Genomic DNA, 24,066 nt, shown 5'->3' on the forward strand with positions numbered 1-24,066 from the left:
TTCAACACAAGCGCGACATGCAGATGAGCTCCGACGCCCGAGGTGTGACGCCGGGCTATTTCGATCCTGACGTCACCTACCGTAGGAAGGCGCCGCCAATGGGACTGGCTGCGGGTTGGCGATCACCCAACGCACGGCCAACTCACAGAGACGATCAGTCTGCTCGCCGTTATCGTCGCCACCCCGTAGAACGGCAGCCAGTGCCCTCGCTTCAGCGAGGTCGGCCTCAGGCAAGGGCACGGCGCTGCCCAGATGGTCAACCAGAGCCACCAACATCGCTTTGAAATCGGCGTCCCAGTTGGCCGATCCGTTGTGGTGAATCTCTCGGGAGATACGGCCACTGATGCGGATCACCTCACCCTGCGCCGTCGCTGCGGCGCCCGAGGATGGCACCAGCAGCTCCCACAGTTGTTGATGCTGGTCTGGCCAGCCACTGGCCGTCACGACGATGGCAGCCTGACCGTCGTGAACCTTGCGAGAAGCAACGGGCTCGACGTCGAAAAGGCGATAAAGACGGGTCAGGGCAGCGTCCGTTGCCTCGAGGTAGTCCGGATTGAAAGAGGCCCGGTGAAACTCGAATTCACGGCCGATGCGCTGCACTTCAACGAGCATGCCCTCATCGCGCTGCAGCCCTGCCGCCAACAGGGTCTGGGCGATTGTCGCGGTGGCCTCGATATCGGCGTTGCGGGTAGTCGCCAGGGCAATATGCAGGACACCGTGCCCCTGTCGACTCTTGGCATCGACATTGGCGCCACGGCGGATCAGGGCAGCGATGGCCTCGGCTTTGTGGCTGTTGGCCGCGGCATGCAACGGCGTATAGCCCTGGTAATCCTGCGCCTCGATATCGGCGCCCAAATCCAGCAGCAGGTCGATACCCCCGATCCAACTCGAACTGCGATGGTGCAAGGGCGTTCGCTGGTAAGTGTCACGGGCATTGATCTCGGCGCCCTGCTCCACCAGCCAGCGCGCCAGTTCGTCGGGACAGTTGTAAAAGCCCAGCGCGGTGCTCTTGCTGTAACCGCCGGTGGCTTCAAGCTCGCACGCATCGAACACGGCGACCAGCTCGGCAAACGAGGCCTGCTCCAGCAACTGACCGAAATCCTTCGGCAGTGTCTTGCGTTTACGCTTACCCATGGCGGCGGTCACCGTTCTGATCAAAAGATTTTTCAGCATAAAACCCAACACTCATTGGTAAACGGCCATCTGGATGCGGATCAGACTTTTTTAGTCCTCGGCAAGAAAATCGCCAACACCCCAAACAACGGCAGGAACGAGCACAACCAATACACATACTCGATGCCACGGATGTCCGCCAGATGCCCCAGCAGCGCGGCGCCAATCCCGCCGAAACCGAACATCAGGCCAAAGAACACCCCGGCGATCATCCCGACATTGCCCGGCACCAGCTCCTGGGCATACACGACGATAGCCGAGAACGCCGAAGCGAGGATGAAGCCGATGACCACGCTGAGAATGCTGGTCCACAGCAGGTCGACGTGAGGCAGGATCAGGGTGAACGGCGCCACGCCGAGGATCGAGAACCAGATCACCGCCTTGCGCCCGATCCGGTCGCCAATCGGTCCGCCAAAAAAGGTCCCCGCCGCCACGGCACCGAGGAACAGGAACAGGTGCAACTGGGAAGAGGCCACCGACAGGTCGAACTTCTCGATCAGGTAGAACGTGAAGTAGCTGGTAAAACTGGCCATGTAGAAGTACTTGGAAAACACCAGCAGCCCCAGCACCACCAGCGCACTCAGGACCCGGCCCTTGGATAGACCATGGGTGGCCGCCTGGCCTTGCTTGAGCTTGAACAGGTTCAAGTGGTTGGCGTACCAGCGGCTGATGCGGTACAGCACGAACAGCGCAAACAGGGCGAACAACCCGAACCAGGCCACATTGCCTTGCCCGTAGGGAATGATGATTGCCGCCGCCAGCAGCGGGCCGAAGGCCGAGCCGGCGTTACCGCCCACCTGAAACGTCGATTGCGCCAGCCCGTAGCGCCCACCCGAAGCCAGTCGTGCCACCCGCGATGCTTCCGGGTGGAAGGTCGACGAGCCGATACCGATCAATGCCGCCGCCAATAGGATCAAGGCAAAACTGCCGACCATGGACATCATCACAATGCCGATCAACGTGCACACCGTCCCGGCCGGCAGCAGCCAGGGCTTGGGATGTCGATCCGTGTGATAGCCGACCCAGGGCTGCAACAAAGATGCGGTCAACTGGAACGTCAGGGTGATCAGGCCAACCTGAGTGAAGGTCAGGCCATAGCTGTCCTTGAGCATCGGGTAGATCGACGGCAGCACTGCCTGGATCAAATCGTTGATCAGGTGCGCCAGCGCCACGGCGCCGATGATGCGCATGACCAACGGGCTGCTTTGCGCCGGGGCGGCAACGGATGGGGTGGCGGCCTGGGTATTGCTGGTAGCCATAGGAGTTTCCATACGACAGAGGGTGCACAGGGGCAGGTGTGCCAATGTGCCATTTTTCGGTGCGACAAGGCTATCCCCTTAGCTTGCTATCGACCTTGAAAAAATTGTCGAATACCAAGGTGATAGCTCAACGCCATGGTCTGAATCTTGCCTTGTTAATGAGCTACAACGCGGCTCCTTACAAAGGAGACCGAGAATGGGAAGTTTCGCTACAGAGCTGGCCTACCAAGCCGATTTGGACAAACTTTCGTGGCCTTTTAAAAGGGCACCCGTTTTTGCACTGTGTAAAAACGCACAAAAACAGTGCAGGGGTGTTCAGGGGAGTATGGGCATGCAGGCTTTTCTATCACCGGGAATCAGGTTGTTGGGGCATTTCGGCTTCGCCCGCAAATTCCAATTGCTGTTCCTGCTTTTTATCCTGCCGCTCATGGGCAGCCTGTGGCTCATCGGCCAGGACTATCGCGACAAGCTCAGCCTGATTTCCGGAGAACGCGCCGGGGTTCGCCAATTGCTGGCCCTGGATAATCTCGACAACCTGCTCACAGCCCAGCGCAACCGCGCCGCCCGCTGGCGTGCCACCGAGACCAATCGGCAGCCGACACCCGCGACACTGGCTGCGATGGCGGCGTACGAAGCCGTGCAACCCACCCTCAACCAGGCGGCCAGTGACCTGGCCAATACCCTGCAAACCGAAGGGGCCGAACCCGATACCCTCACCCGCTATCAAACCCTGCAAACCAGCCTCAACGGGCTGGATTCGAAAAGCCTGGGCGGCGTGGGCTGGTGGCCAGATGGCTACGACCGCTTCACCACGGCCCTCAGCGCCCTGCAGGCGTTGCGCGAGCAGATGGTCATGGATAACCGCTTGACCCTCGCCTCTTGGCTGGAAACTTATCTGCTGACCCAGATTTCCACCCAGCAGACACCGGACCTGATCGAACGGGTCGGCCGCCTGGCCAGCGTTGGCCAGGCCTCCGTGGTGTCGGGCCAGTTCACGCTGCAAAGTCGCCTGCAACTGCGGGACCTGCGCAGCCGTATCGGTGACGCCCGGGATCAACTGGTCAAGACCGGAGCATTGCTGGAAACCCGCCTGCCCAGCGATTTGCAAACCTGGGCCGGACAATTCCAAGGCAGCCTCAAGCACTTGGACGCCGGCCTGAAAGTGCTGGATGACGGCGTGTTCGGCGGCGCCATCAACCTGAAGCCGGAAGACTTCGAAAAACACATGGACGCCCTCCTTGCCGATCTGGCGACCCTGCGGCAACAATCCCTGGTGGCATTGGATACGCGGCTGGATCACTACCAAGGTTCGGCGATTCGCCAATTCACCCTGGTAGCGACAGTGCTGGGCTGCCTGCTGCTGGCGGCGCTGTATCTTTTTGTGTGCCTGCAAGCGTCGATCCGGCGCAGTGCCAGCGGCATCACCCTGCTGGCCGAAGCCCTGCGCGACGGCAATCTCAGCCTGCAAGTGCCGGTGCAAGGGCGCGATGAACTGGCGGCCATCAGCACCGCCCTCAACGTCGCCGTGGTGCAGTTGCGCAACAGCCTGCTGGGGGTGGACCACGAAACGTTGCAGTTGAGCAATGCCGTGCGCACCCTCAATACACACTCCAGCGGCGCCTTGGGAGAAGTCGAAGCCCAGCAGATGCAAATCAGCCAGATCGCCGCCGCCGCGACGCAACTGGCCGCCACCTCCCAGGGCGTGGCCAAGAGTTGTGAACAGGCCTCCGATAGTGCCCAGCAGACCCGCCGCATCGCCGCCGACAGCAGCCGTGACAGCCAGCGCACCACGGCGAGCATCCAGCAGCTCAACCAGCGACTCAACGAAACCGCCGCCGCACTGGGGCGAGTCAGCGAACAAGGGCAGCAGATCCAACTGGTGGTCGATACCATCCGTGGCGTGGCCGAGCAGACCAATCTCCTGGCCCTCAATGCCGCCATCGAAGCGGCTCGCGCCGGGGAACAGGGCCGTGGTTTCGCCGTGGTGGCCGATGAAGTGCGCAGCCTGTCGCAACGCACCCAGTCCTCCACGCAACAGATTGCCGGCACCGTCGACAGCCTGCGCGCCACAGTCAACGAAGCCGTCAGCCTGATGGAGGCCGCCTGCGGCCAGGCCCAGACCGACGCCGAAGCCGTGACCGGCCTGGGTGAACGCCTGGGAGAAATTGCCAGCGCCGTGCAAAGCGTCACCGACACCTTGGCGCAAATCGCCACTGCCGTGGATGAACAAGCCAGCACCGCCGACGAGGTCAGCGGCAATATCCAGCAGGTCGACCAGGCGGCCATGCGCTTGCTCGAAGGTGCACGGGCCGTGAACGTGGCGGCAGATACCTTGAGCCAGGGAAGCAAGGCCTTGAGCGCCAACACAGGGAGATTTCAGCTCAGCTGACAGGGATTTGCGGCGGGGATTGTTAAGCGGTTGAAAGCGCAGAGAAATATTTCAGATTTACGCTTGACACATCTTCGTTACCGGCGAATAATGCGCGCCACTTGGCTACATAGCTCAGTTGGTTAGAGCATAGCATTCATAATGCTGGGGTCCGGGGTTCAAGTCCCTGTGTAGCCACCAAGTACTAAAAACGGCCTATCGAAAGATAGGCCGTTTTTTTATGCCTCGGGAAAAGCAACTGACATACCAGCTCCTTCAGGGGGTTCCCCTCTTGTGCCGAGCACATGGTGGATTTGCACCACACGCCTCGCATCGCTACAGTCGATCTCCATACCCCGAGCCCACGGATGGAGCGACACGTGCTTACAGATCTGAAACCGAACCTTCATTGCCTGTCAGCCGTTTCGCTGCTGGCTGTCGCTCTAACACTCGCGGCCTGTAAGGCGCCACCCTCCTCCATAGCGACACCGGCATTGCCCGCCCCACCGGAGGTCATCTCCGGCTTCCGTACCGATCTGCAGACCCGCTACGCCGAGAAGCACATGGCCGCTGCGGCCAATCCTTTAGCGGCCGAGGCCGGGCGGGAGATGTTGCGGCGCGGCGGCTCGGCCATCGACGCGGCCATCGCGATGCAGGCCGTGCTGACCCTGGTGGAGCCACAGTCCTCGGGCATCGGTGGCGGTGCGTTCATTGTGCTGTGGGATGGCAAGGCTGTGCGTACCTATGATGGGCGCGAAACGGCACCGGCTGGCGCCACCGAAAGACTTTTCCTGCAAGCTGACGGCAAACCCATGCCGTTTACCACCGCCCAGATCGGTGGTCGCTCCGTGGGGACACCGGGGGTGTTGCGCGGGCTGGAATTGGCCCATCGCAAACATGGCCGTCTCAAATGGGCGACGCTGTTCGAGCCAGCCATCACGCTGGCGGAACAAGGCTTTGCGATTTCCCCCCGCCTGCACACGTTGATCGCTACCGATCCGTCCTTGCCAGGCTCGCCAGACATGGCCGCCTACTTTCTCAACGCCGATGGCAGCCCGAAGGCGGTTGGCACGGTGCTGAAGAATCCAGCCTTGGCCGGCGTGCTCAAGCGCATCGCCAACGAAGGCCCCGATGCGCTGTACAAAGGCCCGATCGCCGAAGAGATCGTCGCCAAGGTACAAAACCACGCCAACCCCGGCAGTCTTTCGCTCAATGACCTCCAAGGCTACACCGCACGAGAGCGGCCAGCGTTGTGCACCGACTACAAGCGCTGGCAAGTCTGCGGCATGCCACCACCGTCTTCGGGCGGGGTTGCCGTGGCGCAGATCCTCGGGACGTTGCAGGCCCTGGAACAGCGCGATAGCCATGCGGCCCTCGCGCCTTTGAAACCCGTCAAGACCGCCAAGCCCGCCGGCATTGAACCCACCCCCGAAGCGGTGCACCTGATCGCCGAAGCCGAGCGCCTGGCCTATGCTGACCGCGCCCAATACATTGCCGACCCCAATTTTGTCGCCGTGCCGCTCAAAGGCTTGGTCGATGCTGGCTACCTGGCCAGCCGCGCCAGCCTGATCGGCCCTCGTAGCATGGGCGTCGCCAAGCCCGGCACACCACCGGGCATCCAGGTGGCCTACGCCCCGGACCGTTCACCCCTGCGTATTTCCACCTCGCAAGTGGTGGCCGTGGATGACCAGGGTGGCGCCGTGTCCATGACCACGACCGTGGAATCGGCGTTCGGCTCACACTTGATGGTCCAGGGCTTCATGCTCAACAACCAAATGACCGATTTCTCGTTCATTCCCGAAGAGAATGGACAAAAAGTCGCCAACCGCGTCGAGCCCGGCAAACGCCCGCGCTCCTCCATGGCACCGACGCTGATCTTTGATCGCCGGGGGGAATTGGTGGCCGCTGTCGGCTCCCCCGGCGGCTCCCAGATCATCGAATACGTCACCAAATCCATGATTGGCCTGTTGGATTGGGACCTCGATCCGCAAACCGCCATCAACCTTCCCAACTTCGGCAGCCGCAACGGCCCTACCGAACTGGAGCGGGGCCAATTCAGCCCGGCACTGATCCAGGCGCTGAAAGACAAAGGCCATGAGGTGAGCGAGATCGATATGAACAGCGGCACCCAGGCGATTGTCCGGGTGCGTGATGCGCAAGGGAAAACCTCGTTGGCCGGCGGTGCGGATCCAAGGCGTGAGGGTCAAGCACTGGGCGACTGATCGCCCTCGCCCTGGGGCTGATAGACCAGCAGATCCGCAGGCTGACATTGCAGATAACTGCAAATGGCTTCGAGGGTCGCCAGGCGTATGCCCTTGACCTTTCCTTGCTTCAACAAGGAAAGGTTGGCTTCAGTAATGCCAATTGCTGCAGCAAGGTCCTTGGATTTGACCTTGCGCATGGCCAGCATCACATCGAGTTGAATAACGATGGGCATGGGAATCTCAAACGAATGTTCTGTTTTCTGAATCGACTTCACTGGCCTGGGACAGTATCCGGGCAATGATCGCAATACAGGCAGCAAGAAATAAAGCGACGAAAGACGGAGCGGTAATACTGAAGGTCAGCAATCGCTGGCCGACCGGCGCATTGATCGTCACCAGCAGGCTGAGAAACGGCTCGCAGATGAAGTCCAGCAGCACCCACAACGCCACCGCGCGCCCCGCATTTCCCAGGTAAACCGCTGCCGCAGTGGAAAAGTATTGCCCTTGGGCGTAGTGCTTGAAGAGCCTGCGCAAGTTGGCGAGCCCGACCGCCAGGGCCAGCAAGGGAATGCTCGTCAACAGTATCCCACCCAGGCACTGCCACCCCGTCAACCGCATCGCCTCTTCAGGCAAGCTCGACAGCTGCCGCTCGGTCAGGGCAAACCCCAGGCCGTATCGGGAGGCCGCTTCAGGATACAGCCAGGCCACGGCGTTGACGACCATCATCGCGACCATGAAAACAAGGGTGACGGCTGCCATTCGCTGGCTGTACAGGGCAAGACGGTTCGAGTGCATGTGAGGCTCCAATAGAATAAGGGAGCCCAAAACATAGCCGTAAAATTATCGCAAAACAATAATTAATATGTAAAAAACAATAATAACCTCAAGTGGACAACTGATTGGCAAACTGGCTCACGGCATCGACCACCTTCTTCGCCCCGTCCTGGATCTCGACGATCACCGTCCCCGCCTCGGCGGCCAGGGCCAGGCCATGCTCGGCCTGATGCTGGCCGTCGGTCATCAGCGCCACGGCGTTGCGGGCCATGTCCTGGTTCTGGCGGACCACGCCGACGATTTCATCGGTCGCCTGGCTGGTGCGCGATGCCAGTTGGCGCACCTCATCGGCCACCACCGCAAAACCCCGCCCTTGCTCGCCGGCCCGGGCCGCTTCGATGGCGGCGTTGAGCGCCAGCAGGTTGGTCTGTTCGGCGATGCCACTGATGGTCTTGACGATGGTGCCGATCACCAGGGATTGCTCGTTCAACGCCTCGATGCCTTCGCCAGCGGTTTGCATGTGCCGGGCCAGGTCGCGCATCACATCCACGGCCTGGGTCACCACAGTCGTGCCGCGCTGGGCGCTGTTGTCGGTCTGCAACGAGGTGCTATAGGCAATGTTGGCCGCTTCGGCGACGGCTTTTTCCTGATTGACCTGGTCCGTGATGTTGGTGGCGAACTTGACCACTTTGTACAGTCGCTCGTTGGCATCGAGCACCGGGTTGTAGGAGGCTTCCAGCCAGACTTCGCGGCCGTTGCTGTCGATGCGCTTGAAGCGCCCGGCCACGAACTCGCCACTGTTCAGCCGCTTCCAGAATTGTTGGTAGTCCGCGCTGTTGTACTCCTCGGGCTCACAAAACATGCGGTGATGCTTGCCCTTGATCTGCGCGAGGTTATAGCCCATAGCATTGAGGAAGCGATCGTTGGCCGTCAGTACGTGGCCGCCCAGATCGAACTCGATCACCGCCGTTGAACGCACCAACGCACCGATGAGGTTTTCATGCTCACGGGAAGCCTCGATGGTGCGGGTCAGGTCACTGGCATACATCGAAAAAAAGCGGATCCGCCCGTCGGCATTCCGTACAGGCTGGAGGATCGAACGCAGCCAGGCCTCCTGGCCATTGCCCCGCAGCAAGCGCACGGCACCGGAGAAGTGCTCGCCACGGGTCAGCGCCGACTTGAAGCGAATCTGGAATTCATTGGATTTCAAATACGCGGGCACCAACTCATCCACAGGCCGGCCGATCAGGTCCTGGCTCTTGTAGTGCATCTCGTCGAGGAAATTCTGATTGACCGATTGCATCCTTCCATCGGCATCCAGGGTGAGACCAAGCATTTCACGGTCCAGGCTTTCCTTGACTTGCACAAGGCTGGACAGTTCTTGGCGAAGAGCCAGTAGCTCCTGCTTCAGGCGGTTGTTGAACATGGGCAGCTCCAGGAACAGCAGAACAATTAATTGGCTGTTCCCTTGCCATCGGCCCGGCATTTTTTTTCTAAAGAGCGCGAAAATATTCCCGGGTGACCTCGAACCCGATAAACCTCCCATGGTCACTGGATTGTTCTACTGTTGCCCTGACCTTTGAAGCCTTGCCGCCATCAATAACCCATAACCATAAAAACGAGGTAATTGTCCGTGACCACTGACATCGAAGACAGCCGTTCTGCCCGCTTCGCCTTGCGCTGTTCCAGTTTCGCCGAGCGCTGGTTCCCCGACTCCTGGGTCTTCGCCGCACTGGCGGTGCTGGTGGTCGCCGTGGCGACGCAATTCATCGGCGCCACGCCCACGGCAGCGGCCATGGCGTTCGGCGACGGCTTCTGGAGCCTGATCCCGTTCACCATGCAAATGGCCTTCGTGGTGATTGGCGGTTACGTGGTCGCCAGCTCGCCGCCCGCCGTCAAGTTGATCGATCGCCTGGCGCGCATTCCGACTAACGGTCGCTCCGCGGTAGCGTGGGTAGCGCTGATTTCCATGGTCGCGTCGTTGCTCAACTGGGGCCTGTCGCTGGTGTTTGGCGGCTTACTGGTGCGCGCCCTCGCCCGGCGCACCGACCTGAAGATGGATTACCGCGCCGCCGGTGCCGCTGCCTACCTGGGCCTGGGCGCGGTGTGGGCGCTGGGTTTGTCTTCGTCGGCGGCGCAATTGCAGGCCAACCCGGCCAGCCTGCCGCCTTCGATCCTGTCGATTACCGGCGTCATTCCGTTCACCCAGACGATTTTCCTCTGGCAGTCGGGCGTGATGCTGCTGGCGCTGATCGTGATCTCGTTGATTGTCGCCTATGCCACCGCTCCCGGCCCCAACAGCGCACGTGACGCCGCCGCTTGCGGAATCGACCCGAGTTTCAGCATGCCCGCGTTGCAACCCCGTACCCGGCCGGGAGAATGGCTGGAGCACAGTCCGCTGCTGACCATAGCGCTGGTGTTGCTGGCCGCCGGCTGGCTGTTCCATGAATTTTCGACCAAGCCCGCGATCAGTGCTATTTCCGGGCTCAACACCTATAACTTCCTGTTCATCATGCTGGGCGCCTTGCTGCACTGGCGGCCGCGCAGCTTCCTCGACGCCGTGGCCCGCGCGGTGCCGACCACCACGGGGGTGCTGATCCAGTTTCCATTGTACGGCTCGATCGCCGCGCTGTTGACCACGGTCAAGGGCAGCGATGCCCAGACCCTGGCCCACCATATCTCGACCTTTTTCGTCCAGATCGCCTCCCATGACACCTACGCCTTGCTGATGGGTGTCTATTCGGCGGTGCTGGGCTTTTTCATTCCTTCCGGCGGCGGCAAGTGGATCATTGAAGCGCCCTACGTCATGCAGGTGGCCAACGACCTGAACTATCACCTGGGCTGGGCCGTGCAGATCTACAACGCCGCCGAAGCGCTGCCCAACCTCATCAATCCGTTCTACATGCTGCCGTTGTTGGGGGTGTTGGGGCTGAAGGCGAGGGACTTGATCGGTTTTTCCTTCGTGCAGTTGCTGGTGCATACGCCCTTGGTCCTGGCGTTGCTATGGGCGCTGGGGACGACATTGAGTTATTTGCCGCCAGTGATGCCATAAAGCCATAAAAAAGGGCCGATATTTCCATCGGCCCACTTCTTCTTCGGCTCGGTCTGTTTCAGTATGGATACGCCCTGCTTTTGGGGGTCCCTCACGCTGAAAAGGATCTGAGCATGTTCAAACTCGCAGTGCTTCCTCTTGCCGCCCTTACCCTGAGCGTCACCGCCCAGGCCGCCGACGTTACCAAGATCGACGTACAGCTGGGCAGCACCGAGCGCGTCACCCGCCTCTTTGCCTACCCCAACAACTGCAACGTCATTTGTTTTCGCGACTGGACCCTAGAGCAGACCGTCGAGCATTACCTGACCCAAAGTGTGCAGCGCGACGGCTACGACACCGCCAAGGTCCAGGTCAACATCGACAACGATAAGGTCTATGCCAGCATCGACGGCGTGCCCAAGAACTACGGCCAACCGCTGAAGGCGCTGCTCGACGCCGGGGACCTGGCGTACAACGGAGCCTCGAAACTCAACAGCGACAAGAAATGGTCCTACAACTGGTACCTGTTCCTGCCGCTGGGCATGGCCCTGGAAAACCGCAAGAGTGTCGAGTTGCTGCACTTCCCGCCGGACTACTCCCTGACCCAGGCCCAGGATTACCTGGAGTCGGCGACCACTGATCGCTGGGCCACGCTGCTCACTGTCAACGGCATTGCCGCTGACCAGACGCCGGCCTACCAGACCATCATCGACATCGCGCCCATCGCCGCGCCGTCCAATGCTGGCAGCACATTGGAGGGGCTCTACAGCTACTTCAACGATTACCAGACCACCATGGTCACACAGGTCACCCAAACCGCCAGCGGCGCCGCATTGCCGATGGTGGCCTTCGGAGCGCCCGTTCGGAACTGGATCAAGACCCAGTACGGGCAGACTGTGGGCGTGCTCGGCCTGGCGACCATCACGCCGACCGCGGGGATCAAGGTCCCGGTCCTGGGCTCCAACCACCCGAGCTATATCTGGTATGCCGCTGACAAGGAAAATTACGACGGAGACGAAGCCAAGGCGGATGCCGCCGGCTTGAAAGTCATGGGCCAGGACCTGAGCGCCGCCTGCTGGCAAGCCGGCATGGGCAGCAAGCCGGGCACCGACCCGAGCACCCTGCTGAACCAGTGCACGCAGACCTGGCAGGTCACGCAAAAAGAAAAGACCTGCGAGTTGTTCTATACCTCGGTGCGTAAACTGAGCGAGGCAGATGCGGCGAAAAAATGCGAAACGCCAGCGATCAAGTCGCAACTTCCGCAACTTAAAGTGCCCATGCCGCTGCCTGCCGAGGCGGTGTAAACCTTGAGGCGCCTTCCCGTGTAAGTTTGCGCTGACACGGGAAGCGCTTTAGCGCCCCTGTCAGACTCAATGCGGTTCGTACAACTGTCATGGCTGGATTACCGGGTATGACGAACCGCCCAATGAGCAGGGAATGACCTTTTCTACGGCACTGGCGTCGCCAGTGTCATCGCAACTGACGAGCCGGCGTCAGGGCGCGCCGACCGGACGCAGCCGATACTGCGGCGGCAATTGCTCGAAGCCGCTGATCGTGGTGTCCAGGCTCTTCCAGCGTCCGTCCTTGATGCCGTAGATGCAGCCATGTATCGACAGTTTCTGCCCACGGTGCCAGGCGTTCTGCACGATGCTGGTATGGCCGACGTTAGCCACCTGCTGGATCACGTTGAGTTCGCACAGGCGGTCGACCCGTTCTTCTTCGGTCGGCAACTGGCCCAACGCCTCGCGATGTTCGTAGTACAGGTCGCGAATCGAGCGCAGCCAGCCGTCGATCAAGCCCAGTTGGCGGTCCTGCATCGAGGCACGCACGCCGCCACAGCCATAATGGCCGGTGACCAGGATGTGTTTGACCTTGAGCACGTCCACCGCGTACTGGATCACCGACAGGCAGTTGAGGTCGGTGTGCAGCACCACGTTGGCCACGTTGCGGTGCACGAACAGATCGCCCGGCAGCATGCCGACGATCTCATTGGCCGGCACCCGCGCATCGGAACAGCCGATCCACAGATACTCTGGGGTTTGCTGACGAGCCAGCTTGGCGAAAAAGTCAGGATCCTCCTGCTTGATCGCATCGGCCCAGCGCGCGTTGTTATCAATCAGATCTTGTAATTCGTTCATGCTGTCTAGCCTCGATAGAGAGTGCGCAACTGTGACAGACGACCGCCGATCGAGGTCACGTCGGCGATGCATTGGAATTCCTGGCTGCGCTGTCGGTCGACACCAGTAAGGCCCACAGTAGGAGGAATTGCCATGAATGATTCACGACGCCCTTTCGATGCGACGCAACCGGAACCCATCGACGACAATGAAGATCGCATGGGCTCCATGCATGAGTTGGAGTTCGACGACGAGCAGCCCAGCGCGAAAATCGGCGACGAATTGCCGCAAGACGAACGCGAGCAGCTGATGCCTCGTGAACGCGTGCGTGAAGCGGGCATGACGGGGGCTTCGACGGACGATCACCAACCGACCGACGACGACATGAGCCCCGAAACCCTCATCCGCGAAGACGGCGCGCGCGATGCCCACGAAGCGGGTGACGATGGTCAAGCCGACTGGGACCTGAGCGTAGTGGACGAAAACGACATTGGCGGGGGCGACGGGCTGGATGAGGCGGAAATGGCGGATATCGATCCGCTGGATGGCAAGCGTTGACCCGGCAATCGCCATCGCGAGCAAGCTCGCTCCCACAGGGGCCTGGTGGTGTACATCAAGTGTGTGATCAAACACAAACACATGTGGGAGCGAGCTTGCTCGCGATAGCGGTGGATCAGTTTGCATCGATGTCGAATGTACCGCCGTCTTCGCGAGCAAGCTCGCTCCCACATGGGGTCACGACGCTTCAGTCCACCAAGGTGCAGGCCATGACCACCGCATCCTCACGCCCACCCACCGCCGGGTAGTAATCCCGGCGCCGGCCCACTTCGTTGAAGCCATAGCGCTCATACAAGCGGAACGCCGTGCGGTTGCTGTCGCGCACTTCCAGGAAGCATTCCCGGGCCTCGGCCTTGTAGGCAATCGACATCAGGTGTTCCAACAAACGCAACCCCAGGCCACGGCCCTGGTTTTCCGGCTTGACGGTAATGTTGAGCAGGTGCGCCTCATCCAGGATGATCTGCACCACGCCATGGCCCACTTGCTGCTGGCCTTCGAACATCAGCCAGATCTGGTATTTGCCCAGCCCGTCGAGAAATATCCCGCGGGTCCAGGGGTGGCTGTAGGCCGCGTATTCGATTTTCAGTACAGCGTCGAGGTCCGCCTCGGTCATCGGGCGGAACGATACAGCGTCACTCATTCGATTCTTTCCAGCGCGTCATCAGCCGGCGCATGGCTTGCCAGACATCAGCCTTGCGCTGTGGCGTTTCCATTAACAGTTCCAGCCCGGGCAACGCCCAGGCCGAGCCCAGGCCTTCGACCTGCAGTTCGCGATTGAACGCTTCGGCATCCGCCTCGCCGGCAAACTTCACCGCCGGCAGGCCGATCAACCACAGGCACACGCAGGGCTCGTCTTCGAGCCGCGCCGAAACGAAGCCCTGGACGAAATCCCGCGCCGCTTCCGGCCCCTGGTCCATGGTGCCGCGTGACAACAATGGCCAACGCACCGGCTCGCCGATGATTTGCGGGCTGTCCGGCAGACCGGCGGCGCGCAGCATGTCCTTGAGCAGCAAGTAGGCCGGATCGCGGCTTTGGAACGGCTCGCCCGTGGGCAACTCCACCAACAGCAGGCAACGTCCGGCCCGCAGCAGTTGCAGGGCGAAACGCGGCGGAGCGACGTAGGGAGCCTTGGGCGGCGCCTCCACAACCTCCTCCACCGGCTTGGCATTGGTTCGGGTCGAGGCCAGGCTCGGGCGCGGCACTTCGATTTTTGGCCGCTCGGGGGCTGGCGCTGGCGGCTCGGCGACTGTCTTGACCACAGGTGCGGTCATCGCCGGCGCGGTGTACTCGGGCTCGGGCGCTTCCAACAGCTCGGGCCGCGACGGGGCGGCGAACGGCAATTCGGTACGCGGCAGCCAGTTGACCACCTGCATGGCGGTCAGATAGGCGCGGCGACGGGACTCGATAAGCAAGGGTCGGCCACTTGTGGATAACTGAAAGTGGAAGCGATTCTACCGCCCTTCGACGCGGATCGCTTCCCTGTTGGAGCAATTGTTGATCGATAGAGAACGACAGTCCGTCCAAGGGGTGAATCGCAACCGGCTCGATGCAGTACAATCGCCGCTTTTAATTGCCAACCCGACGGCCATTGCGATGATCGAACCCAAGCGCGTGTTGCGCGCCCTCGCTGAACACTGGGCATTGCTGGAACCTTTGTGCGAGCACTTCGACCAGGGCACCCTGAGCCTCAACGAATTGCGTTCACAGCTGGCCGCCCAACAACTGGACAGCACGCCCCAGGACATCACCAGCCTGCTGGACGTGTGGATCCGCCTGGACATCCTCGTACCGGTGGCGAAAAGCCCGAACCGTTTCGAGCTCAACGCCCAGATCCATGATTTTCTCGCCTACCTGCGCCGCGAACACCGCCTGGGCCTGTGCCTGGAAATCGAAGCCTACCTGCGCCACCTCGAGCGCCTGGCCGGTTACATCCAGGACGCCTTCGACATTCGCGACGGCAACGACCTGGCCCGCCAGTTGCGCCTGCTGGACATGCGCGTGCGCGACGTCCTCAAGAAACTCGCCAACGACGAACAGGCCCTGGTGGCCGTGGCCGAACGGGCCAAGACCAGCGACCGGCAGATCCCGCTGCGTCAACGCTACGCCGAAGTATTGGCGACCTGGGACGAATACGTCGAGCCGATGATCCAATTGGTGAACGCCGACGGCGCCTTCGAGCAAGGCGTGCGCAAGGTCGAGAACGTGCTGTTGCGCATGCTCACCGAACAGCAGCGCCTCGGCCACCTGGTGGACGACGACATGCTGCTGCGTACCCACGCGCGCATCCTCGAGATGCAGACCAGCGCCCAGTTGACCTTGCGCCATGCCCGCGAGCTGCTGCTGCCCTTGCGTGAGGAAGCCCGCCGCCACAACGCCGTGACCCGTGGCGCCGCACTGGCCCTGGCCGCCATTCGCCGCAAAGGCATCGACGCCGTGCCGCAAGCCGCCATGCCGCTGTTCACCCGGCCGCAAAGCACCTTCCTGGGCAGTGCCAGCCAGGTCGAAGCCTATGTCTATGCCCTGGCCCGTTTCGAGCCGAAACCGGCGCGTTTCCCCAAGTCTCACAAGACCCACAAGGGTGGCGAAGCACCGCGCGCGCCACGCACCGTGCGCGAAATGGTCGAGCGTTGCGAGGACGCCCTGCCGATGCCGGACCTGATGACCTGGCTGCTGGAACAGGAACCGGACGGCGCCACCGACGAATTGCTGTACTGGTTCTCGCGCCTGTCGCGGGAAAAACGCTTCAAGCGCGAGCGTCTGGAGCGCCGCGACTACCACACTCACGAGCATCAGGTCAGCCTGCGCTCCTTCGCCCTGCTCTCGGCCGGCGACACCGCCGCCGAGGATTCTGCGAGCATCCCCCATGCATCTTGATCTATCCGAACTGTCCCAGCTGGCGCCGATCTTCCGCGAGCTGTTCAAGGGTTACCACGTCAGCCGCCGCGACCCGGAGCTGTACGCCCAACTGTCGAACTTCCAGGACCAGTACCGCACGCTGTTCAAGGCCCTGGGCTTCGAGCTGGTGTGCGACACCCGTGGCTTCTACTACTTCGTACCGGACCTGGCCGCCGCGGCGGTGAACAAGACCGCCCAGCGCCTGGCCCTGTTCACCTTCATCCTGGTCGAGCACCTGGCCGACCAGGGCCGCGACCCGATCGCCGTGCTCGACGGCGGCAGCCTGGGCCGCGACGAGCTGCCTTCGCTGCTTGAAAAATACCGCGACCTGTTCATCCAGGCCGAAGTACAGACCCAGGAAGAGTTGGAAGAAAAAATCATGCGCCGCATGACCCAACTGGGCTTTGCCAGCGAAGAAAACGGCGTGTACCGCTTCCTGCCGCCGATGCACCGCTTCCTCGACGTCTGCCTGTCGGTCCAGCAGGACCGCGACCTGGCCGCCAGCCTGCACAGCGTGCTGCCGTTGCCGGTACCGGTATTGATCGACGAAGACAGCGACGAAAAACTGCTGCAGACCGATGATCCGCTGGACCTCAGCGAATTCGAAGGTGAAAGCGAAGAAGACGCCCTGGCCCGCGCCATTGCCGAAGAACAGGAGACCGACGCATGAGCAAGGAACGCTACGGCATCCGCCGCTTTGCCCTTTTGAACACCGCCGGCTACAGCCTTGGCTTGTTCCCGCTGGAAGAGCCGCTGTCGGTGTACGGCGCGAACAACCTGGGTAAATCCGCCTCGATCAACGCCTTGCAGTTCCCGATCCTGGCGCGCATGTCGGACATGAGCTTCGGCAAGTACAGCCTGGAGCAATCCCGCCGTTTCTACTTTGCCTCGGACACCAGCTACATCCTGGTGGAAGTCGCCCTGCCCCACGGCCCGCACGTGATTGGCGTGGTCGGTCGCGGCCCCGGCGGCGGTTTCGGGCACCAGTTCTTTGCTTATGCCGGCAAACTGGACCTGGCCCACTATCAGAAAAACGACACGTGCCTGCGGCAGAAAGAGCTGTTCACTAACCTGGAGCGCGAAGGCCTGAAAGCCTACGAACTCAAGCCGGATGAACTGCGACGCCTGCTGGTGGGTGGGCACACCTCGATCCCGCTGGACCTGACGCTGATCCCGCTGCGCTCCACCAGCGAGCAAAGCCTCAAGACCTTCCGCGCACTGTTCATCAACCTGCTGCACATGCGTGAAATCACCGCGGCCAAGCTCAAGCAATTGTTCCTCGATGCGTTCGAGCACAGCCTGCGTTCCGGCAGCGTGGACTACATCGCGGCGTGCGAAGAAGCCTTCCGCGACGTACGCCGCATGGAACAGGACTACAACTCCCTCGTGGCCGCCGGCCCGCTGGTGGAAGCCCTGGCCAATGGCGTGAAGCAGCGCGATATCCTGCGCGGCAAATTGCATCGCCTCTCGCCATTGCTCGATTCGTTGCTGGGCACCTGGTCGGACTACGCCGGCGCGCGCAAGGAAGAGCTGACCATCCAGGCCGAGCACTACCGCAACGAACAGGATGCCTTGCAGAACGACCAGCGCGGCAGCACTCAGGAACTGATGCGCCTGGAACGGGAAATCAGCGGCATCCAGCGCTGGCTCGGCGAACTGTCGGTGCTCAAGAACCGCTTCGCCCTGGTGGACGACGTCAAGGTCCTGGAGCAACAACTGCTCGCCGCCAAGGACGCCCATGACGAACTGGCCGGTGCCCTGGCCCAGTCCCGGCAATTCAGCGCCGAAGACCTGGAAGAGCGCCTGCGGGACCTGGAAAAACGCCTGAAGTCGGTCAAGCAGCAGCTCGATCACGCCGACAACAACAGCTATGCCCGCCTGCGGGAAGAATTCTCGCAGCAGGATGTCGAACGCCTGATGCGCTTGTTCAACAGCGCCCTGTTCAGCCTGCCCTTGGGCGAACACGGCATCGCGCTGGACGAGAACGGCGAGTGGGTCAAATCCATGGAGCTGATCCTCGACGGCTTCAAGGGTGAGCGCTTCGAAGTGCCGGGGCTGTCCATCGACCTGTCCCACATCGAGCCGCCCGCCCTGCAAGCCCTGGCCGACCGTGCCGCGCTGCGGGACCAGAAAGAGCGCCTGGAAAAAGAACTCAAGCAGCTCAAGACCCAACAAGCCGTGGCCGCCGACCGCGCCGCGAGCAAGACCCAGACCGAGGCGCTGTACCAGCAGGTACTGGATGCGCAAAAAGCCCTGGAAGACTTCCGTCGCAGCCAGACCCTGAGCGCCGAGGAAGGCGAGAAGCTCGAGCAACTGGCGCAGATGGAAGCCGCCCAGGACGAACTCAAGCGCTCCAGCGATGCCTTCACCGAACGCGTCCAGCAATTGTCCGCCAAGTTGCAACTGGTGGGCCGGCAGATCGCCGACATGGAAGCCAAGCAACGCACCCTCGACGACGCCCTGCGCCGTCGTCAATTGCTCCCGGCGGACCTGCCGTTCGGCACGCCGTTCATGGACCCGGTCGACGACTCCATGGACAACCTGCTGCCGCTGCTCAACGACTACCAGGACAGCTGGCAAGGGCTGCTGCGCGTCGATGGCCAGATCGAAGCGTTGTATGCCCAGGTGCGTCTCAAGGGCGTGGCCAAGTTCGACAGCGAAGATGACATGGAGCGGCGCCTGCAACTGCTGATCAACGCCTATGCCCACCGCACCGACGAAGCACTGACCCTGGGCAAGGCACGCCGTGCCGCCGTGACCGACATCGCCCGGACCCTGCGCAACATCCGCAGCGACTACGACAGCCTCGAGCACCAACTGGCGCTGTTCAACCGCGAGATCAACAAGCGTCAGGTGTCCAACCTGCAGAGCTTCCGCATCGTCCTGGCGCCGAACAAGGAAGCGCTCAAGCACATCGACCAGATCATCCACAGCGCTGGCCAGTACGAGGAAGGCGAAACGCTGTCGGTGTTCGACCTCAGCCAGAGCGCCGAGCAGGACAACAAGAACGAAGAAGCCAAGGAATACCTGGCGCGGCTGGTGGCGGCGAATCACAACCAGCTCGGTCTCAAGGACCTGTTCGAACTGGCGTTCGAGATCACCAAGGTCAATGGTCAGCCCGTGATCCACACCGACATCGACGGCGCGGCGTCCAACGGCACCACCATGACCATCAAGGCGCTGACCAACATGTACTTGTTGCTGCACCTGATGGACCGCGAACAGGCCGGTCGCGTGCGCCTGCCTTACTACCTGGACGAAGCGGCGGACATCGACGAGAAAAACCAGGCGGCACTGCTGGAAACCAGCCTACAACTGGGCTTCGTGCCGATCCTCGCCAGTGTGAAACCGCAAGTCTGCGCCAGTGTCGCCATCGACCTGGAAGGCGGCAGCGGCCCGAACGGCATCTACATCGACGAAGCGGACTGGAAATACATCCGTCGTCACGATGCGGTGAAGGCCACGGTGAATGTGCAGGCCGATGAGCCGGAGCTGGATCCGGTGTGAAGTAAATAGCCGGGCATGAAAAAGGCCGCGATCCAAATGGACCGCGGCCTTTTTTATTGCGCTAGTTGTGAGTCTTCAGTGCAACGGAAGGCCTCATCGCGAGCTCGCTCCCACATTGGACTGTCTCTGGATGAACGATCCTGCATCCCTGTGGGAGCGAGCTTGCTCGCGATAGCGTCACAACTACTTGCCAAGACTGATCTTCGGCGCCCAGGTCAGCCATTCGTCTTCAAACTTATCGAACAACGGGAAGGTCTGCTCCGCTCGGGCCGGATTGCCCATTCGTTCACCGTCCGGCGTTGCGAACGCAATACCGCCCTGAATCAGCGTTTCAAGCGACTCGGTTCGCACCGTCGCGCCCTTGAACAGACCGAAGTCCAAACCGAAGCCACTGCTGTTCCAGAAGCGTGTGCCGCTGCGCACCAGTGGCGCATATTTGGGCTCGATCAGGATATGGATCAACACCCGGTCCGCCGTCTGGCCCAACTCATAACCGGTGACCTTGCCCACGGTGATCTCGCGATAGGTGACCGGCACGCCGATCTTCAACGAACCACGGCGGGCCGCACTCAGCACCAGGCTCAGACCCGCTTCGGGTACAGCGCTTTCCGGTGGGTTGGCCAAGGCCACGAAGCTTTTTTGTGGCCCGAGGTTTTTCGCCGAAGGCTGCACTTCAATGTATTGGCCTGTGACCAGCGTCTCCAGGTTGGAGGTCTTCATCAACCCCAACTCAGGCTTGACCACCCAGAACTGAGACCCGACCCGGGCGATACGCTCCGGCACTTCGGTGATACGCGCAGTGAGCAACACGGATTGCATGTCGGCGCTGAGATCGACCTCTTCGATCTTACCCACATCCAGCCCTTTGAAGCGGACCGGCGTACCACTGCGCAAGCCATCGGCGCGGTCGACCTTGATCGTCACGACCGTGCCCCTCTGCTGTGCGGCTTCACGATCTGCATGCAAACGAAAACGTGGGATGCGCCTTTTCAACGGCACGTTCGGTTCCGGTGTTTCGAAGGCGATCCCGCCGGCCATCAGGCTTTGCAGGGACTCGCTCTTGACCTGTATCCCGCCGGTCAAGCCGCCCGTGAGGGTAACGCCGCTGGCGTTCCAGAATCGCGTCGAACCGTTGACCAGGCCTTCATATTCCTTCTCGATATGCACGCCGATGATCAGTTGTTTTTTCTTGCGGGAAAACTGGTAGCTCTGTACCGATCCGACCTTGACCTGCTTGTAGAGAATCGGGCTACCGACCTCCAGCGATCCGAGGTTCTCCGTCAACAGGACCAGGTGCAATCCCGGTGAACGCAGATCCAACGGCGGCGCCTTCGCCCTGGCTTCAAACTCGCGTTGCGGCGCTCCACCTTTATCGCCTGGACGCACGGCAATGTAGTTGCCCTTGACCAACGCCTCCAGGCCAGTGATGCCCGCCAGGGAAATCGATGGCTTGACGACCCAAAACTGAGCGCCGGCCACCAGATAATCTTCGGCCAACGGATCGAGGGTCAACTCCGCGCTGGCGCTGGACAGGTCAGGATCGACTTTCAAAGTCTTCAGGCTGCCGACCTGGATACCCTTGTACATCACCGGCGTACGGCCAGCCTGCAATCCTTCGAAGTCGCTGAGCTTGACCTTGACGCGAATCCCCGCGGCAGCGGCATCGAAATCTTCGTACAGACGAAACGGCAGGCTTGGGTCTGTCGGTGGGCTGTCCTTACGGTTTTCCGGCGTGGCAAACGCGATACCTCCCGCCACGATGCTGGCCAGGGACTCGCTGCGCACTTTGACGCCCGAGAGATTGGCATCGATGCTGATGCCGCTGGCGTTCCAGAAACGCGTGTGTTTACGCACCAGGCTGGCATAGGTCGGCTCGATGAAGACTTTGATTTCCACAGTGCGCTGGTCTTCAGAGAGCAGGTAGCTTTTCACCTGACCGACCTGGATCTGCTTGTAGAACACCGGACTGCCACGGTTCAGCGACCCCAACCGGTCAGCCTTGATGGTCAGGTGCAAACCCGGCTTGGCGTCCGACAGCGGCGGCTCTTCGGCCAGGGCCTTGAACTTGCGCGTCGACTCGCCTTCACCCGGACTGATCGCCACGTAGTTACCCGAAACCAGAGTTTCCAGGCCTGTGATCCCAGCCAGGCTCACGCTCGGCTTGACCAGCCAGAAACGTGTGCCGGTCTTGAGATACTGCTCGACGTCCTTGTTCATCTCGACGGTCGCGACCACACCCTTGGAACTGCCTTCGTCGTCGAGTGTAAGCGCCGTCACTTTACCGACTGTCATCCCTTTGTAGACGACTTCGGTTTTGTTGACTTGGATGCCTTCACCACTCTCAAAGCGCACAGTGATCTCGATTCCGGTCTCGTTATAAGCCCGCCAGCCGAGCCAGCCGCCGATGATCAATGCGATCAGCGGCAAGACCCAGATGGCTGACCAGTTCGAAGCCGGTCGGGTTTTAGCGGTAGGCAAATCAGTCATGGTCGTTATCCGACTCCGTGTTATCCCAAATCAGTCGGGGATCGAAGGTTACTGCGGCAATCATTGTCAAAATCACTACGCTGGCGAAAGCAATCGCGCCGAGACCGGCTTCGACACTGGCGAGCCGTCCAAAATTCACCACCGCCACCAGAATGGCGATCACGAAGATATCCAGCATCGACCAACGACCAATGAACTCGATGAAACGGTACATAAAAATGCGTTGCCGTGCCGACATGGGCTGGTGCCGCTGCACGGAAAACAATAACAAAGCGATGCCCACCAGCTTGAAGGTCGGCACAAGGATGCTGGCGATGAACACCACGGCGGCGATAGGAATCATGCCGTGGTGAACCAACTCGATGACGCCGGCCATGATGGTGCTCGGGGCGCCCTGGCCCAGTGAGTTGATAGTCATGATCGGCAGCATATTGGCCGGGATATAAAGAATCGCGGCCGTGATCAACAATGCCCAGGTTCGCATCAAGCTGTTCGGGCGACGGGGATGGATCAGTGCGCCGCAGCGAGTACAGGTTTGTTTATCGGCTTCAGCGTCCTGCCGATTCAATTCATGGCATTCCGTACAAACCAGAATGCCGGCATCAATCGCCCGCATGGGCATCTTCTCCTGATAACGCCTGCCAGATCTGATGCGGTGACATCACCACCTCCAGCCAGACCTGGACCAGCAACAAACTGATGAAACACACCAAGCCAAGGCCTACAGTGATGGCTGCCATGTCTGCCAACTTGACGATGGCCACCAGCACGCCCATGAGGTAAACCTCGAGCATTCCCCAGTCGCGGAGATGGTGATAAATGCGGTACAGCAACAAACCGTAGCTACGGCCAACGTCCAGGCGAATGGTCAGCAGCACCGCCAACTGACAAAGCAACTTGAGTAACGGGATGCCCATGCTGCACAGGAACACGACTACCGAGACGCCTTGCATGCCGGTATCAAACAGACCCACTACCCCACTCCAGACGGTGTCCTGGGAGGACTGCCCAAGCAGATTGAGTTGCATGATGGGTAAGAAGTTGGCCGGCACATATAACAGCAAGGCGGCGATCACCAACGCAAGACTGCGTTCGACGACATTGTGCCGGTGAGCATAAAGCTCATAACCGCAGCGGGGGCACTCGGCTTTTTCGCCATGGGCCAGTTGGGGCTTGCGCATCAACAAGTCGCACTCATGACACGCAACCAAATCGCCCAGAGGAAGATCTGGCAACCTATCAGTGTCTGACGGATCGGGCATAAACAGCTCAGGCTCAGCTAAGGTGGGGCTATTCTAGTGCTCCAGCTCGAAAATAACTGTGCAAATTTATTACGAGCGTTCGCAGACTTTTATGATGGGCAAAACAAAACCCCTACCTGCGTCAGCAGATAGGGGTTTCGGAATTTAATCTTGACGATGACCTACTCTCACATGGGGAAACCCCACACTACCATCGGCGATGCATCGTTTCACTTCTGAGTTCGGGATGGGATCAGGTGGTTCCAATGCTCTATGGTCGTCAAGAAATTCGGTAGCCAGCGCGTGCCTTGCGGTCACGTTCCAGCGAATGGGTATGCGATAGTTTGTGTGTTGCGGTTGAGCGTCTCGAACTTTCGGTTCGTTTCGTCTTCACACACCGCAATCTGGTCTCGTTCGCCCTGGGGCTTGGAGCATTCAAATTGCTTGGGTGT

Annotated in this window: 20 protein-coding genes, 1 tRNA gene, 1 rRNA gene and 2 pseudogenes; 10 read left to right on the plus strand and 14 right to left on the minus strand. The window is 60.8% G+C overall.

Going from position 1 to position 24,066, the window contains the following annotated elements:
* Positions 1-72: 72 nt before the first annotated feature.
* Positions 73-1,134 carry an ankyrin repeat domain-containing protein gene (locus tag BT125_RS27165; protein WP_072412163.1) on the minus strand — a complete coding sequence of 354 codons (1,062 nt, stop codon included), beginning with the start codon at positions 1,132-1,134 and terminating at the stop codon, positions 73-75.
* Positions 1,135-1,214: 80 nt separating this feature from the next.
* Positions 1,215-2,432, minus strand: a complete 1,218-nt coding sequence (locus BT125_RS27170) for an MFS transporter (protein WP_072412136.1) — start codon at positions 2,430-2,432, stop codon at positions 1,215-1,217.
* A gap of 331 nt (positions 2,433-2,763) precedes the next feature.
* On the opposite strand from BT125_RS27170, the gene BT125_RS27175 reads away from it, so the two are divergent.
* From BT125_RS27175 to ggt, 3 genes are all read left to right on the plus strand, one after another.
* Positions 2,764-4,821: a methyl-accepting chemotaxis protein gene (locus BT125_RS27175; RefSeq protein ID WP_072412138.1), complete on the plus strand. Its 2,058-nt coding sequence runs from the start codon at positions 2,764-2,766 to the stop codon at positions 4,819-4,821.
* A gap of 103 nt (positions 4,822-4,924) precedes the next feature.
* A tRNA-Met gene (locus BT125_RS27180) sits at positions 4,925-5,001 on the plus strand.
* Positions 5,002-5,168: 167 nt separating this feature from the next.
* Positions 5,169-7,022, plus strand: coding sequence for a gamma-glutamyltransferase (gene ggt / locus BT125_RS27185; protein ID WP_072412140.1), 1,854 nt, complete (start codon positions 5,169-5,171; stop codon positions 7,020-7,022).
* On the opposite strand, the gene BT125_RS27190 is transcribed toward ggt, so the two are convergent.
* The 4 genes and pseudogenes from BT125_RS27190 to BT125_RS30155 all read right to left on the minus strand — a co-directional run.
* Positions 7,004-7,237: a helix-turn-helix domain-containing protein gene (locus BT125_RS27190; RefSeq protein WP_072412142.1), complete on the minus strand. Its 234-nt coding sequence runs from the start codon at positions 7,235-7,237 to the stop codon at positions 7,004-7,006. The genes ggt and BT125_RS27190 overlap by 19 nt on opposite strands.
* 7 nt (positions 7,238-7,244) lie before the next feature.
* The gene (locus tag BT125_RS27195; protein WP_315984998.1) at positions 7,245-7,763 is read right to left on the minus strand and encodes a DUF2975 domain-containing protein; all 519 of its coding nucleotides are present in this window, start codon (positions 7,761-7,763) and stop codon (positions 7,245-7,247) included.
* Positions 7,764-7,887: 124 nt separating this feature from the next.
* A complete protein-coding gene (locus BT125_RS30150) occupies positions 7,888-8,319 on the minus strand; it encodes a methyl-accepting chemotaxis protein (RefSeq protein WP_370873836.1) in 432 nt (143 codons plus the stop codon).
* 108 nt (positions 8,320-8,427) lie between these two features.
* Positions 8,428-9,324: pseudogene (locus tag BT125_RS30155) on the minus strand (PAS domain-containing protein); the annotation flags it as partial.
* A gap of 87 nt (positions 9,325-9,411) precedes the next feature.
* Between BT125_RS30155 and BT125_RS27205 the strand changes: the two are divergent.
* From BT125_RS27205 to BT125_RS29825, 3 genes and pseudogenes are all read left to right on the plus strand, one after another.
* Positions 9,412-10,830, plus strand: coding sequence for a short-chain fatty acid transporter (locus BT125_RS27205; RefSeq protein ID WP_024618910.1), 1,419 nt, complete (start codon positions 9,412-9,414; stop codon positions 10,828-10,830).
* Positions 10,831-10,943: 113 nt separating this feature from the next.
* On the plus strand, positions 10,944-12,113 hold the full coding sequence (locus BT125_RS27210; protein ID WP_072412148.1) for a hypothetical protein: 1,170 nt from the start codon (positions 10,944-10,946) through the stop codon (positions 12,111-12,113).
* 67 nt (positions 12,114-12,180) lie between these two features.
* Positions 12,181-12,292, plus strand: a pseudogene (locus BT125_RS29825) (lysine methyltransferase); the annotation flags it as partial.
* Between the two features lie 10 nt (positions 12,293-12,302).
* Here the strand turns inward: BT125_RS29825 and can are convergent.
* Positions 12,303-12,947 carry a carbonate dehydratase gene (gene can / locus BT125_RS27220; protein ID WP_003185433.1) on the minus strand — a complete coding sequence of 215 codons (645 nt, stop codon included), beginning with the start codon at positions 12,945-12,947 and terminating at the stop codon, positions 12,303-12,305.
* A 5-nt stretch (positions 12,948-12,952) separates the two neighbouring features.
* Positions 12,953-13,081 (minus strand): hypothetical protein, encoded by a 129-nt coding sequence (locus tag BT125_RS29830; protein WP_256573847.1) that lies wholly within the window; start codon positions 13,079-13,081, stop codon positions 12,953-12,955.
* Between BT125_RS29830 and BT125_RS27225 the strand changes: the two genes are divergently transcribed.
* On the plus strand, positions 13,080-13,484 hold the full coding sequence (locus BT125_RS27225) for a serine kinase/phosphatase (RefSeq protein WP_072412150.1): 405 nt from the start codon (positions 13,080-13,082) through the stop codon (positions 13,482-13,484). The genes BT125_RS29830 and BT125_RS27225 overlap by 2 nt on opposite strands.
* A gap of 187 nt (positions 13,485-13,671) precedes the next feature.
* Here BT125_RS27225 and rimI read toward each other — a convergent pair whose 3' ends face one another.
* Together rimI and BT125_RS27235 are read right to left on the minus strand one after the other, a co-directional pair.
* Entirely contained in the window at positions 13,672-14,124 is a 453-nt protein-coding gene (rimI, locus tag BT125_RS27230) for a ribosomal protein S18-alanine N-acetyltransferase (RefSeq protein ID WP_047229376.1), read from the minus strand.
* Positions 14,117-14,896 (minus strand): energy transducer TonB, encoded by a 780-nt coding sequence (locus BT125_RS27235; protein WP_072412152.1) that lies wholly within the window; start codon positions 14,894-14,896, stop codon positions 14,117-14,119. Before BT125_RS27235 ends, rimI begins: the two co-directional genes overlap by 8 nt.
* 181 nt (positions 14,897-15,077) lie before the next feature.
* Here BT125_RS27235 and mksB point away from each other — a divergent pair, with 181 nt between their 5' ends.
* Genes mksB through mksF form a run of 3 tightly spaced genes read left to right on the plus strand, consistent with a single transcriptional unit; the run spans position 15,078 to position 19,886 of the window.
* Entirely contained in the window at positions 15,078-16,358 is a 1,281-nt protein-coding gene (mksB, locus tag BT125_RS27240; protein ID WP_063325220.1) for an Mks condensin complex protein MksB, read from the plus strand.
* Complete coding sequence (gene mksE / locus BT125_RS27245; protein ID WP_003205590.1) at positions 16,348-17,049, plus strand: Mks condensin complex protein MksE; 702 nt, start codon at positions 16,348-16,350, stop codon at positions 17,047-17,049. The genes mksB and mksE overlap by 11 nt, the downstream gene beginning before the upstream one ends.
* Positions 17,046-19,886, plus strand: a complete 2,841-nt coding sequence (mksF, locus tag BT125_RS27250) for an Mks condensin complex protein MksF (RefSeq protein WP_072412154.1) — start codon at positions 17,046-17,048, stop codon at positions 19,884-19,886. The genes mksE and mksF overlap by 4 nt, the downstream gene beginning before the upstream one ends.
* A gap of 183 nt (positions 19,887-20,069) precedes the next feature.
* On the opposite strand, the gene BT125_RS27255 is transcribed toward mksF, so the two are convergent.
* From BT125_RS27255 to rrf, 4 genes are all read right to left on the minus strand, one after another.
* On the minus strand, positions 20,070-22,373 hold the full coding sequence (locus BT125_RS27255; protein WP_072412156.1) for a PqiB family protein: 2,304 nt from the start codon (positions 22,371-22,373) through the stop codon (positions 20,070-20,072).
* On the minus strand, positions 22,366-22,989 hold the full coding sequence (locus BT125_RS27260) for a paraquat-inducible protein A (protein WP_072412158.1): 624 nt from the start codon (positions 22,987-22,989) through the stop codon (positions 22,366-22,368). The genes BT125_RS27255 and BT125_RS27260 overlap by 8 nt, the downstream gene beginning before the upstream one ends.
* A complete protein-coding gene (locus tag BT125_RS27265) occupies positions 22,976-23,635 on the minus strand; it encodes a paraquat-inducible protein A (RefSeq protein ID WP_072412160.1) in 660 nt (219 codons plus the stop codon). The genes BT125_RS27260 and BT125_RS27265 overlap by 14 nt, the downstream gene beginning before the upstream one ends.
* A gap of 148 nt (positions 23,636-23,783) precedes the next feature.
* Positions 23,784-23,899, minus strand: a 5S ribosomal RNA gene (gene rrf / locus BT125_RS27270).
* Between the last annotated feature and the right edge of the window lie 167 nt (positions 23,900-24,066).

Source organism: Pseudomonas sp. NFACC04-2 (assembly GCF_900119265.1).
Classification (GTDB): domain Bacteria; phylum Pseudomonadota; class Gammaproteobacteria; order Pseudomonadales; family Pseudomonadaceae; genus Aquipseudomonas; species Aquipseudomonas fluorescens_AA.